The 13,586-nt window shown below is 41.2% G+C and carries 12 protein-coding genes; 6 read left to right on the top strand and 6 right to left on the bottom strand.

What is annotated here, in order from left to right; translation table 11 throughout:
- Positions 1 to 171 precede the first annotated feature (171 nt).
- Positions 172 to 792 (top strand): hypothetical protein, encoded by a 621-nt coding sequence (locus ACQ2HE_RS04710; protein WP_430897875.1) that lies wholly within the window; start codon positions 172 to 174, stop codon positions 790 to 792.
- Between the two features lie 69 nt (positions 793 to 861).
- Here ACQ2HE_RS04710 and ACQ2HE_RS04705 read toward each other — a convergent pair whose 3' ends face one another.
- The 3 genes from ACQ2HE_RS04705 to ACQ2HE_RS04695 all read right to left on the bottom strand — a co-directional run bounded on the left by ACQ2HE_RS04705 (position 862) and on the right by ACQ2HE_RS04695 (position 4,558).
- Complete coding sequence (locus ACQ2HE_RS04705) at positions 862 to 1,623, bottom strand: succinate dehydrogenase/fumarate reductase iron-sulfur subunit (RefSeq protein WP_430897877.1); 762 nt, start codon at positions 1,621 to 1,623, stop codon at positions 862 to 864.
- Between the two features lie 148 nt (positions 1,624 to 1,771).
- Positions 1,772 to 3,748, bottom strand: coding sequence for a fumarate reductase/succinate dehydrogenase flavoprotein subunit (locus tag ACQ2HE_RS04700; protein ID WP_430897879.1), 1,977 nt, complete (start codon positions 3,746 to 3,748; stop codon positions 1,772 to 1,774).
- Positions 3,749 to 3,871: 123 nt separating this feature from the next.
- On the bottom strand, positions 3,872 to 4,558 hold the full coding sequence (locus ACQ2HE_RS04695; protein WP_430897881.1) for a succinate dehydrogenase cytochrome b subunit: 687 nt from the start codon (positions 4,556 to 4,558) through the stop codon (positions 3,872 to 3,874).
- A gap of 272 nt (positions 4,559 to 4,830) precedes the next feature.
- On the opposite strand from ACQ2HE_RS04695, the gene accD reads away from it, so the two are divergent.
- The 5 genes from accD (at position 4,831) to ACQ2HE_RS04670 (ending at position 8,103) form a co-directional block, all read left to right on the top strand.
- Positions 4,831 to 5,742, top strand: coding sequence for an acetyl-CoA carboxylase, carboxyltransferase subunit beta (gene accD, locus ACQ2HE_RS04690; protein ID WP_430897883.1), 912 nt, complete (start codon positions 4,831 to 4,833; stop codon positions 5,740 to 5,742).
- The gene (locus ACQ2HE_RS04685) at positions 5,742 to 6,137 is read left to right on the top strand and encodes a hypothetical protein (RefSeq protein ID WP_430897885.1); all 396 of its coding nucleotides are present in this window, start codon (positions 5,742 to 5,744) and stop codon (positions 6,135 to 6,137) included. The genes accD and ACQ2HE_RS04685 overlap by 1 nt, the downstream gene beginning before the upstream one ends.
- Positions 6,134 to 6,478: a hypothetical protein gene (locus ACQ2HE_RS04680; RefSeq protein WP_430897887.1), complete on the top strand. Its 345-nt coding sequence runs from the start codon at positions 6,134 to 6,136 to the stop codon at positions 6,476 to 6,478. Before ACQ2HE_RS04685 ends, ACQ2HE_RS04680 begins: the two co-directional genes overlap by 4 nt.
- Before the next feature lie 17 nt (positions 6,479 to 6,495).
- Positions 6,496 to 6,930, top strand: a complete 435-nt coding sequence (gene smpB / locus ACQ2HE_RS04675) for an SsrA-binding protein SmpB (RefSeq protein WP_430897889.1) — start codon at positions 6,496 to 6,498, stop codon at positions 6,928 to 6,930.
- 192 nt (positions 6,931 to 7,122) lie between these two features.
- Positions 7,123 to 8,103: a hypothetical protein gene (locus ACQ2HE_RS04670; protein ID WP_430897891.1), complete on the top strand. Its 981-nt coding sequence runs from the start codon at positions 7,123 to 7,125 to the stop codon at positions 8,101 to 8,103.
- 1 nt (position 8,104) lies between these two features.
- Here ACQ2HE_RS04670 and ACQ2HE_RS04665 read toward each other — a convergent pair whose 3' ends face one another.
- The 3 genes from ACQ2HE_RS04665 to ACQ2HE_RS04655 are packed head-to-tail and all read right to left on the bottom strand — an operon-like array spanning position 8,105 to position 13,401.
- On the bottom strand, positions 8,105 to 10,618 hold the full coding sequence (locus ACQ2HE_RS04665) for a DNA gyrase/topoisomerase IV subunit A (protein ID WP_430897893.1): 2,514 nt from the start codon (positions 10,616 to 10,618) through the stop codon (positions 8,105 to 8,107).
- Between the two features lie 27 nt (positions 10,619 to 10,645).
- Positions 10,646 to 11,482 carry a DUF1835 domain-containing protein gene (locus ACQ2HE_RS04660; protein WP_430897894.1) on the bottom strand — a complete coding sequence of 279 codons (837 nt, stop codon included), beginning with the start codon at positions 11,480 to 11,482 and terminating at the stop codon, positions 10,646 to 10,648.
- Positions 11,483 to 11,508: 26 nt separating this feature from the next.
- Positions 11,509 to 13,401, bottom strand: coding sequence for a DNA topoisomerase IV subunit B (locus ACQ2HE_RS04655; protein ID WP_430897896.1), 1,893 nt, complete (start codon positions 13,399 to 13,401; stop codon positions 11,509 to 11,511).
- Positions 13,402 to 13,586: the final 185 nt, after the last annotated feature.

The raw sequence follows: 13,586 nt of genomic DNA, 5'->3' as shown, positions 1-13,586 counted from the left end.
ATATAGCTACCAGCCCGATGGTGCAAGTTCTAGTCATATTTTTGAAAGTCATTAAGTTAGCAATCGTACTTTAAAATAGGATTTTTTCAATTATTGAACTTACCGCTGAACATTTTCCCCAACTACCTTTGTTCTACATATTTTCTTTATTTTGTAGTCGAAATTCTGCTTATGTATAGAAAAGTAAATATGCTGTTATTATTGTTTGTTATGGTGCAATTTACCAATGTTTATGCACAAGATGCACCAAAACACTTTGCAGCCGATCGAATTCAGAAATCAAAAGAAGTAAGCTTTCAAAAAGACCTCGTTTTTTCACTGGGAGTAAGCGGCGATCTTCCGCAAGGAGATTGGAAAAAATATGCCTCATTTGGTTTTGGGCCAGAAATAGGCATTTGGTATCATATAGACGATCATTGGACGATTACCGGACGCGGGGTGTACAGCTGGTGGCAAGGCAAGAGCTATGTGAATTCTGCGGATCCACGCGCTCGATACGACAATCAGCAACAATTGCTGCTCAATCCCGGAATTCGATACAATTTCAATAAAACATTCTGGGTGAATCCTGAAGCTGGTTACAGGTACAATAGGTTTGGCAGCATTAAAGAAAGCGGTGCAAACGGTGGGCTTACTATTGGAGCTGATATTTACGGTCCGGAGACAGTAATGGGCTTGGGACTTGGTTATCAGGTACTAAATTTCAATGGCATCAGTTACAATCAAATTGGCATCCGTTTCCGAGTTTACATAGGGCTAAAACGAGAGCAATACGATATTACAGAAGAGTAATCAATACTATATCAATAAAAAACCGAGTCCATCAAGAACTCGGTTTTTTTATTTACTTACAAGAAACTCTTATTCGGCAGTTGTGAAACTAGATGAGAGGTATTCTTGGTTCAATCGTGCGATATTGCTGATGGAAATTTCCTTAGGACAAACCGCTTCACAGGCGCCTGTATTTGTACATGCTCCAAAGCCTTCTTTATCCATTTGAGCGATCATATTCATTACACGTGTTTTGCGTTCAGGCGCACCTTGAGGTAGCAAAGAAAGGTGAGAAACCTTTGCAGATACAAAAAGCATTGCAGAAGAGTTCTTACATGCGGCTACGCAAGCTCCACAACCGATACAAGCTGCTGCAGCAAAGGCTGAATCTGCCTTTTGCTTTTCAACTGGAACAGCGTTTGCGTCTACTGCGTTACCGGTGTTAACTGAAATGTATCCACCTGCTTGAATAATGCGGTCGAAAGCAGAGCGGTCAACAACTAAGTCTTTGATAACAGGGAAAGAATTGGCTCTCCAAGGTTCAACCGTGATGGTATCGCCATCTTTATAGGCACGCATGTGCAATTGACAAGTTGTGTTTGCATGCCAAGGACCATGTGGGCGTCCATTGATATACATTGAACACATACCACAGATCCCTTCGCGGCAGTCGTGATCGAATGCAATTGGATCTTTTCCTTCTTTGATCAATTGTTCGTTCAACACATCGATCATTTCAAGGAAAGACATTTCAGTTGATACATTCGAAACCGGATACGATTCGAATTTACCATCCGTATTTGCATTTTTCTGTCTCCAAACGCGAAGTGTGACATTGATTGTCTGTTCCATGTCTTATTAATTGGTTAATTTGAAAGTTTGTCAATTAGCAAATGAGAGAACTACTTCATAAAGCATCAGAATTCATTAGAATGCATATGTGCTTCACTTCACTTACAAGTCTGCCCCCAATTATTAATTATCAATTTTTAATTATTAATTATTTATAGCTTCTCTGACTCGGCTTCGCTACTTCAAAGCTCAACTCTTCCTTATGCAGGTTCCATTCATGGTTGCCTTTGAATTCCCAAGCAGCCACATAAGAATAATTTGCATCATCACGTTTTGCTTCGCCCTCTTCAGTTTGACTTTCCTCGCGGAAGTGTCCACCACAGCTTTCGTTTCTATTCAAAGCATCTAAGCACATCAATTCACCCAATTCGATGAAATCGGCAACACGACCGGCTTTATCCAATTCAGGGTTGTATTCGTTGATGTCTCCGGGGATTCTCACATCGCTCCAGAATTCCTTCTTCAAAGCTTGAATTTCAGCAATGGCTTCTTTCAATCCTTGTTCATTGCGAGCCATACCGCATTTCTCCCACATAATTTTACCCAAGCGTTTGTGGAAGCTTTCTACAGTTTGTGATCCTTTGATATTCATTAAAGTATTGATGCGCTCGTTCACTTCTTTTTCAGCAGCAACGAAGGCTTCATGATCTGTAGAAATTGGTTTTACTGCAATTTCATCGGCGAGGTAGTTACCAATGGTATAAGGAATTACGAAATAGCCATCGGCTAAACCTTGCATCAGTGCAGAAGCTCCTAAACGGTTTGCTCCGTGATCACTGAAATTTGCTTCACCTAATGCATACAATCCTTTCACTGTTGTCATTAGTTCGTAGTCAACCCACAATCCACCCATAGTATAGTGTACGGCCGGATAAATGCGCATTGGCACTTCATATGGGTTTTCGCCGGTGATCTTTTCGTACATATCGAAAAGGTTACCGTACTCTTCTTTTACAACTTCTTTACCCAAGGCCACCAATGTAGCTTCATCGGGATTTTCGATACCGCGCTTGTTTGCTTCCGCTCTACCGTATTTGTTGATCAGGTTAGAACGGAAATCCAAGTATACGGCTTGTTTTGTGGTACCTACACCATAACCTGCATCACAACGCTCTTTTGCAGCACGAGAGGCCACGTCGCGAGGAACGAGGTTACCGAAAGCCGGATAACGACGTTCGAGGTAATAATCTCTTTCTTCTTCAGGAATATCGTTTGGTTTGCGGTTATCATCTTTCTTTTTAGGAACCCAGATACGTCCGTCGTTACGAAGCGACTCAGACATCAAGGTCAATTTAGATTGGTGATCGCCGGAAACAGGAATACAAGTTGGGTGAATTTGAGTAAAGCAAGGGTTGCCAAAGAAAGCTCCTTGTTTGTGTGCTTTCCAAGCTGCTGTAACGTTGCTACCCATGGCGTTTGTACTGAGGTAGAAAACGTTTCCGTATCCGCCGGTACAAAGCAATACAGCATGACCAAAATGGCGCTCTAGTTTACCAGATACCAAGTCGCGTGCAATAATTCCGCGTGCTTTGCCATCAATCTTAACAATTTCAAGCATTTCATGACGCGTATACATTTTCACGTTACCCAGTGCTACCTGGCGCTCTAAAGCTTGGTAGGCACCTATTAGTAGCTGCTGGCCTGTTTGACCTGCAGCGTAGAAAGTACGTTTAACTTGAGTACCGCCGAAAGAACGGTTGTTCAACAAACCACCATATTCGCGTGCAAAGGGAACTCCTTGAGCCACGCATTGGTCGATGATGTTCACACTCACTTCTGCTAAACGGTGTACGTTTGCTTCACGAGCGCGGTAATCGCCTCCTTTAATGGTATCATAGAACAGGCGGAACACGCTATCACCATCGTTTTGATAGTTCTTAGCGGCGTTGATACCACCTTGTGCAGCGATACTGTGAGCACGACGAGGGCTATCTTGGAAGCAAAAAGCTTTCACACGATATCCTAGTTCACCGAGAGATGCGGCAGCAGATGCTCCGGCCAAACCGGTACCTACTACAATCACTTCCAATTTACGCTTGTTTGCAGGGTTAACGAGTTTACAATGACCTTTGTAATCGACCCATTTTTGTTCGAGGGGACCTGCTGGAATTTTTGAATTAAGCATAATTCAATGATGGTTTATGATTAAGTGGATCTTTTTAACAGATGCCAACTTAGATAATTGTTTGTAATAAGAGAACTATTGTTAAAGTTTGGCTGCTCTAGCAGCGGTGCTCATTACTCAATCTTAACTAACCCAACCCAAGTACATGGTTACCGGCATCATGGCGAAGGCCAATGAAATGATCACCGAGTAGCCAATACCTACCGAGTTTAACAAAGAAAGGAAGCGATCGTTGTGAACACCCATTGTTCTAAACGCACTTTGAAATCCGTGAATAAGGTGCCAGCACAAAGAAACGCAAGCCAATACATATACTATAACCACCCACAACTCACTGAATGTAGACTGCATCAAAGCGAACATATTATGTGTAGTAACTCCGTTTGATAAAGTCACTTCTTCTACACCAGTAAAACGACTGGGGATCCAAAAATGTTTCCAGTGAATGATCAAGAAAATTAATAAAATGGTGCCTAAAAGACCCATGCTGCGGCTGTACCACTTGCTTCCTTTGTTTCCTAATTCAACTGCGTAGCCAACTTTTCGTTTAGCACGGTTTTGTAGTTCCAAAGACAATCCTTGGAAAATATGGATCAGGAATCCAATGAAGAGTCCGATTTCCATAATTCTGATAACAACGGTAGCTCCCATAAAATGAGCTGCTTTGTTGAACATTTCACCGCCATCCATTGCCCAAATACAGGCATTGATTCCGGCGTGAACAATCAAGAAACTGATGAGGAAAAGACCGGTGAGCGCCATTACGAGCTTCTTACCTACGGACGAATTGAATACTTCAGACCATTTCATTTGAAAAGCTTTATGTTTTTCTGAGTGAGTACCTGTAGAATGCAAGGTAATCGTCTCTTTGTCAACAAATTTTCTGATAACAATTGCTTAAGAACGCTTTTATAACAGTTTCCTTGCGAATTAGTTATCAAAAACTTTAAAATTTCCACAAAATTAAGGTAGGCCAGCGAAAAATCACAGATGAATTGAAACTTTATATTTCACAAGCTTCCCACCATAATCGTGCTCACTTATTGTAAAATGCGTATCTTAGCTCCCCAAATCTCAACCGCATGAGACACGAAGAGGATTTTGAAGCAAATTTGGCAGGAGAAGATGGTAAATCGGAAGAAACCAAGAACAGTTGGTTCAAGCGTATCAAAAAAGGTATCTTAACCAGCACTGCCGAGAAAAAAGAAACACCCGAAGGACTTTGGAGCAAATGCCCCGAGTGCGGCTACATTTGTACCGTAAACGACTTGCGCGAGCAATTATTCGTTTGTCCGAAATGTAATTACCATCATAGAATCGGAAGTTCCGAGTATTTCGAAATATTATTCGACGACAGTCAATACGAAGTGTTGTTTGAGGAAATTCGAGCAAAAGACTTCTTAGGTTTTACCGATTTGAAATCGTACCAGAAACGATTAGAGGAAACTTGGAAGAAAACGGATATTACCGATTCTATCCGAGTGGGTAAGGGAAAGGTGAAAGGTGAAGACCTAGTGGTGGCTTGTATGGATTTCGAGTTCATCGGAGGTTCCTTGGGAAGCGTAATGGGTGAAAGAATTGCACGAGCTGTGGATCTTTCTATCCAAATAAAAGCTCCACTTATGATCATTTGTAAATCGGGTGGTGCGCGGATGATGGAAAGTGCCTTCTCATTGATGCAGCTGGCAAAAGTGTCGGGAAAACTGTCTCAATTATCCGACGCCAAGATTCCTTATATCTCTTTCTTAACAGATCCGTCTTTTGGTGGTATCTCGGCCTCTTTTGGAATGTTGGGTGATTTGAATATTGCTGAGCCCGGCGCGTTAATCGGTTTTGCAGGCCCACGCGTTATTAAGGAAACTATAAAAAAGGACCTTCCGGAAGGATTCCAAAGAAGTGAGTTCTTGTTAGAGCATGGCTTTTTGGATTTCATTGTACAACGCAAAGAATTAAAAGACAAACTTGCAACCGTTTTCTCATTATTTAAAAACTAATGAACAAAACGAAACTGATAAACTGGCTTCATATTTTGCTCCCGCTTCTAGCGGGAGTTCTTATTTACGTGCTGTTTCGCGTGCCCGTTACCCGATTGCATACGCTATTAGGCATCAAGCATCGCTGGATGGAATTGCCTCCTTTTTGGGGTCGTTACTGGATTCTTTATCATTTCACGGATATGTGCTGGGCGTATTCATTGACATTTACTTTGGCCTTTTTAGGAAAAAACAAAGCTTGGGAAGCAGCAGCAATTTGTACGTTTCTTCTGTCTTTTATCGAATTCGCTCAAGGAAATTATGAGATTGGCCTTATTGATTTGGGTGATTTAATCTACATGGTAGTTTCAGCTTTCCTTGCATTTCTAGTACTTAAAAAAAGAGGGGTTCAATGAAAAGAATCATAGTAATCGCAGTTATTCTGGGGGTTTTCTATTGGATGAATGTAGCGACCTCCATCGAGAAAGAGATGCCTTTCCCTTTGTGTTTCAACAGAACCGAGCAATTCTTGTGGTCGAAGCCCGAATTGCAAGCATTCGTTATGTCGTACTTCAATGATACATTGGTAATCAAAACGAACGTAGACAGTGCTTGGGTTCAAAATATGGACACCATCTGTCAAATATACAGAGATAGCTGTAAAGTAACGAACCTGAAGATTCTTATTGTGGATAGCTCGAGCAGTAATTGGGATACCAGATATGGACATAAGCTATACTTCCGCCAATGTCCTTAACTTTGTAGCCTTCAATTATGGCAATACAAAATAGATCCGTGTATCATGACTATTTCATTGATGACACGTTTGAGGCGGGAATGGTACTGGTTGGTACTGAGGTAAAATCGATTCGGGAAGGAAAGGTGAACTTTGCCGACAGTTTTTGCTTATTCTTCAAAGACGAACTCTGGGTTCGTAATCTTCATATCGCTGAATATCGTTTTGGCACTACCAATAATCACATTGCAGTTCATGATCGCAAGCTCCTTCTTACCAAAAAAGAACTCCGGAAATTGCAAGCCAAAATGAAAGAAAAAGGGTTTACTATTGTTCCGGTTAAGATTTACTTCAATGAAAAAGGACTCGCCAAAATGAGTATTGGCTTGGCAAGAGGAAAGAAAGACTACGACAAACGTGAAACCATCAAGAAAAAAGACGCAGAGCGAGAAATGAAGCGCTTTTTGAAGTAAAAACTCCATAAGTTAAAAGCTCCTTTTACTATCGTAGTTTCCGCAATTTTATTAACAATTCTCCCCTATTTTCCACTAAGGGTTTTTGTTTACAATTGGTTATGAATTATTTATAAATTCCCACAAAAAGAATTCGACGAAACGCTTTGCTGGGCTGCTTCATGGCCTGATTTTTTCTCTACCTTGGTCTAGATGAAGCGTGTTGTATACTTAATCCTATTGTCCCTGTGGGCCTGCCCTATTTCAGCCCAGAGTCTCCAAGGAGCTTGGTATGGGAAAGCCGAAGTAAATTCCGGCAATTCCATCAGCAACTACTTGGTGGAAATGCATTTGGTGCAAAGAGGCGAGTCTGTTACCGGAACCCTGGGCTATTATTTCAAAGACACGTATCAAAGTTTCTTCATTAGAGGGGAATACGACAAAACTACCCGCCAAATTCAATTAGATGAATTCCCCGTGCTTCACTATTCTTCTACCAGTTCAGCCGCCGGTGAATGCGCTATGCGGTTCGTAGGCACCTTGATGGTTTCACAGGTTAATAGTTTAATAAGAGGCTATTTTGTTAGTGATGCGCGCTATAAATACACTTGTCCTGAACTTAAAGTGAAACTGACTTTGAATACCGACGAAAGCCGCGAGCCGGAAGCCGAATGGGCGAGTTCGATTAAGAAAATATGGAAGCCTCAAGATGAGGAAACCGTGGTGAATACGACTCCTACACCTTCAGAAACAACAGCAGTACCTCTAAAAAAACCAGAACAGTCGGAAGAAATAAGAGCTTTGATCTCGAACTTACGTTCTAGAACTAATATCTACAGCAGAGAAATTGAGGTGTATGGCGATTCCGTAAAGATTAGCTTTTATGATAACGGAGATATTGATGGTGATAGCATAACAGTATTCGTAAACCAACAACCGGTTTTGATCAAAAGAGAGATTTCAACCCGCGCATTGAATCTTTACCTTGTTTTCGACGATCGTCATCCGGTACAAGAGATCACGATGATGGCGGAGAATTTAGGCACTAATCCGCCCAATACTGCATTGATGATTATCACGGATGGCTCGTTACGCTATGAAGAATTTCTTTCGAGCAACTTGTCGCAGAATGCTGTAGTAAGAATTAGAAAAAAAATAAGCCGGGAAACGATTTCACCGGCTTTAAGAAAATAAGTTAGAATAACTCGGGCATGTCAGGTTTTTTGCTTTTTTGTTCCCAATTCATTTGAACCGATTTACTGTAATCCAACAGTTTCGCTCCTACAGCCTTCCAACCCATGATTTCAACTACTTTATCAATCTTGAATTTCGATTTGCGAACTTGGTCGCCTCTGCCTTGCTGAACACCTAAAATAGGCTCAGCATCCGTTGTTACAGCTTCGAGTACATTTCCATCACCCTCTTTGATAAAGAAGAATTTATTCTTTAATGTAGTGGTTTCAATTTTGAAACGTTTTACATTGTATTGCAAGTTCTTCTTATCGAGGTAGATGGCTGAAACGATGCAATCGGGATCGAATTTTTCAATGAGAATTACTTTTTCAGCATCAATTTTCTGTGTCAATTCTTGATCAATGATTTCATAGTACCCATCATTGTAGAAAACGAGGATCCGTTCTTCCGGATCGAAGGTCCCGAGGTACTCCCCTTTCGCTTCTGTATTCAACCTTCCGAACTGATCATCGAACCATAATTTTTTGCCACTCAAGGTTGATTTACCTGCTTCCTTGAATTTCACACTTTTGATCGGGTACTTAGTAACCTGGTTTCCAATGGAAGTTCTTCCCTTGATCTCAATTTCTTCGAAATAAAAATCGAATTCCTTATTTCTAGCGGTACAATTTGGGCTCAGCAATACTTTTACAATTTCAGCTTCTCCATTTGGATTCACTGAGAAATAGTTCACTTTGCTTTTTTCCTCTCCTTTTGTAAGATCGTATTCTTTGTCGCGAGTAACTCCCGTAACATTGAATCTTTTCGCAAAGCTAACGCCCGATTTTCCATCTGAATACACCATGTTGTAAGTAGTGCGTTCATCGTTTTTCTGGAAAATGGCTACGTGAATGATGTCTTTTCCGATATAGCTTTTGTCAGAAACCTTTACCACTTTCATAATTCCGCGACGGGTAAATACGATCACATCATCTAAATCGGAGCAGTCTGCTACAAATTCATCTTTCTTCAAGCCGGTTCCAACAAATCCGTCTTCTCTATTCACATACAATTTTGCATTCGCAATGGCCACTTGTTTGGCTTGGATGGCTTCAAAAGCTTTTAATTCTGTTTTACGCTCGCGTCCTTTACCGTATTTGGCTTTCAAATTTTCATAATAAGCCACGGCAAAATCGACCAAGTTTGCAAGATCATGTTTCACTTGTTTGATGGCATCTTCCAAGCCTTTGATTTGGGCGTTTAACTCGTCGATATCAAGCTTATAAATTCTTCTAACGGGCTTTTCTGTCAGTTTTACAATGTCTTCGCGGGTAATATCTCTTTTCAGTTTCTTTCTGAAGGGAACAAAAGCATCGGCAATAGCTTCTAACACTTTGTCCCAGGTTGCATGCTTCTTTTCGAGTTCTTTATAAATCTTTTCTTCGAAGAATATTTTTTCCAAGGAAGTGTAATGCCATTTATCGTTCAGTTCGGCTAGTTTGATCTCCAATTCTTTCTGAAGGAGATCTTTGGTATTGTCAACTGAAATTCTCAAGAGATCGCTTACGCCAAGAAACTGAGGTTTTTGATCTGCAATAACACAGGCATTTGGAGAGATGCTTACTTCGCAATCGGTAAATGCGTAAAGGGCATCAATGGTGATATCAGGTGAAATGCCGGCAGCTAGTTCAATATGAATTTCTATATCGGCGCCGGTATAGTCGGTAACTTTTTTGATCTTGATTTTACCTTGGTCATTTGCTTTTACAATAGACTCCATCAATTGCGTGGTGGTAACACCGTAAGGAACATCACGAATCACCAAGGTCTTCTTATCAAGTTCCTCAATTTTAGCTCTAACTCTCACTTTTCCGCCTCTCTTTCCGTCGTTGTACATACTCACATCGGCCATCCCGCCTGTTTGAAAGTCGGGGTACAATTCAAATCGTTTACCTCGCAAATGTTTGATTGATGCGTCAATGAGTTCGATAAAGTTGTGAGGGAGAAGTTTTGTGGATAAGCCTACTGCAATACCGTCGGCACCTTGTGCTAGTAGCAAAGGAAATTTCATCGGTAAGGTTACCGGTTCATTTTTTCTTCCATCGTAGCTTAATTGCCATTCAGTGGTTTTAGCATTAAACGCAACTTCAAGGGCAAATTTAGACAACCGAGCCTCAATGTAACGAGGCGCTGCAGCATCCATACCGGTGCGAACATCCCCCCAGTTACCTTGAGTTTCTATTAGAAGGTCTTTCTGCCCTAAATTCACCAAAGCATCACCGATACTTGCATCGCCATGCGGGTGGTATTGCATTGCCTGACCAATAATATTGGCCACTTTGTTGAAACGGCCATCGTCCATTTCCTTCATCGCATGCAAGATTCGGCGTTGAACCGGTTTCAATCCATCTTCAACAGCAGGAACTGCACGCTCCAATATTACATAAGAGGCATAATCAAGAAACCAGTTTTTATACTGGCCTGTAACACCTCCGTCTTGTTCAAAAAAACTCTCTTTCTTTTTTGCTCCACTCATAATTTCGAACTTCTAGTTTCAATTAAATTAGGCTGTTGGTATTTCTAACTGGGTTGCGGAAAATAATTTCACTTCAAAATCTTTCCACCCCTTGGAGATGTCGCCATTTACTTCTAAGCGTCCTGCTTCAATGAGCGATTTCAAACGTCCCATCAAAAACACGTCGCCGGTTTTCACTTTCATTCTATTCAGGGTATTGTTCAATAAGCGGGAGGCTTTCTGCCAATCGTTCGTTGCATTTTTTAAAATCTCCGCATCATAGTAGCTTTCTTCCTTGCTTGCAATCTTCTTTCCACCTTCCAGAATACGTACCATTGCATTTTCTTCGGTGAGTCGTTTCCATTCATCCGGATCCACTTCGAATTCACTTAATGTTATAGTACGGTTCAAACGCTTCGCCTTAACAGCTTCTTTTGGTAGAATTTCATGAATGCAAGACGGATAAAACAGTTGACCTTTTTCGTTGATAAAGGGCAGGTTATTGAGGTACAAAACCATTACGCGACCTTGGAAGGCTTTCAACTGAGGCATCAACCAGTAATAGCCGCACACATCGTGTTGATTTTGCCCCATCCAAATCCAAACATCCTCAGCGGCATCTGAGTCTAATTTTTCGATTAATGTTTTCACTGTTTCGCGATCATCGAAACTTCCGGCGGTTTCTACTCCGTAGGGGCTATTTTCGAGAAGGCTTCTCCACCAGTTTACGCGGGCGTCCCACCCTTCTGCTGTGTCTATATTGTTAATGGGGCCAACTGCAAAATCATCTTTTATTTCAATCACTTCGCCTTGCAAACTGGGCTCTAACTCCATTGCTTGTTGCAAGATGGAAACATCGGCTGTTTGAAAAACCACATGTATCATAATTGCGCTGTTTACCTAATTAATAATTAATCTTCTATTAGATCTAATTCTATCTTCAGGTTATCAATGATAAACTCCTGACGCTCTTGGGTATTCTTTCCCATATAATATTCCAAGAGTTGTTGTATGTGTGTTTCGGGAAGCAACATTACCGGCTGCAATCGCATTTGATCGCCAATGAAGCGGGCAAATTCATCTGGGCTAATTTCACCTAATCCTTTGAATCGAGTAATCTCTGGTTTGTTCCCCAGTTTTTTTACGGCTGCCTGTTTTTCAGCTTCGTCGTAACAATAAATGGTTTCTTGTTTGTTCCGAACTCGGAACAAGGGCGTTTCCAAAATATACACGTGCCCGTTCTTCACCAGGTCGGGAAAGAACTGTAAGAAGAAGGTCATGATCAACAAACGAATGTGCATACCGTCTACATCGGCATCAGTTGCAATTACAATATTGTTGTATCGAAGATCTTCATAGCTTTCTTCAATGTTCAGTGCATGCTGCAAAAGGTTGAATTCTTCATTTTCGTACACCACTTTCTTGGTCAACCCATAACAGTTGAGCGGTTTACCTCGCAAGCTGAAAACAGCTTGGGTTTCTACGCTTCTTGCTTTAGTAATGGAACCACTAGCGCTATCCCCCTCAGTAATAAAAATGGTACTATTTTTCGCCTTTTCAGCAATGACTTCTTTGTCTTTACCACTAGGCTCGTCGTTGTAGTGGTATCGGCAATCTCGTAATTTACGGTTGTGCAAATTGGCTTTCTTCGCCCTTTCGTTGGCAAGCTTTTTTATACCAGCCAGTTCTTTTCGCTCTCTTTCGTTTTGTTCGATTCGGCGTTTAAGGGCGTCGGCAACTGAAGGGTTTTTATGAAGAAACAGATCGAGATCTCTTGTTAAGAAATCGTTGAGAAAGTTCTTCATGCTTGGCCCACCTTCATAAACATTGAGAGAACCAAGTTTGGTTTTGGTTTGACTTTCAAACACCGGCTCTTGCACACGCACGCTTACGGCAGCAATGATACTTCCTCTAATATCGGTTGCTTCATAATCTTTTTTGTAGAAGTCGCGTATGGTTTTCACATAGGCTTCACGAAAAGCTTGTAAGTGAGTACCACCTTGAGTGGTAAACTGACCGTTCACGAAAGAGTAGTACTCTTCCCCATATTGATTTTCGTGGGTAATGGCAATTTCAATGTCTTCGCCCTTTAAATGAATGATGGGGTATCTTAACTCGTCTTTATTGGTATTACGCTCTAGAAGGTCTAATAAACCATTTTTTGATACGTATTTCTTGTCATTATAGTTAATAACAAGTCCCGCATTCAAATAACAATAGTTCCAGAACTGCTTATCCAAGTATTCATGGATATAATGGTAGTTTTTAAAGATAGTGGCATCGGGAATAAATGTCACTTTGGTCCCATTTGGTTCGGTGCTTTTTACTTCCTTGGATTCTTTCAGCAAGATCCCTTTCTCGAATTCTGCGGTTTTTTCTTTGCCATCGCGATAGGCCGTAACAATGAATGAAGAACTCAAGGCATTTACGGCCTTAGTACCCACACCATTCAACCCTACGGCTTTCTGGAACACTTTGCTATCGTATTTAGCTCCGGTATTAATTTTACTTACAACATCAACTAGTTTCCCAAGCGGAATACCACGGCCATAGTCGCGAACCGATACCACTCCTTTTTCAATGGAGATGTCTACGGCTTTACCATAACCCATGGTATGTTCGTCGATACAGTTATCGACTACTTCCTTTAATAATACATAGATACCATCGTCGGCGCTGCTACCATCTCCCAACTTACCGATATACATTCCGGGGCGAAGTCGGATATGTTCTTGCCATTCAAGGCTCCGAATACTGTCTTCATTGTATTCGAACATCGTCTTATTTTCTTTCTCTTTAGCCATTATGGAACCTCAATTTTAATTCAACACATTGATAATCAGAGAATGCATTCTTTGGTAGGTACATTATCCAAAATCGGGCAAATATAGGGAAAGGGGCACGGCAGGTGGGGGGGATACTTATTAACCTTTGTGGAAAACAATCAAAACCCTTTAGGTTTTGGCCCCCAAACTAAGGGTGCTCAAAA

This window comes from Endoryza foliicola (assembly GCF_050589245.1).
Classification (GTDB): domain Bacteria; phylum Bacteroidota; class Bacteroidia; order Chitinophagales; family Chitinophagaceae; genus Endoryza; species Endoryza foliicola.
This window is presented reverse-complemented; position numbering and strand designations above follow the sequence as displayed.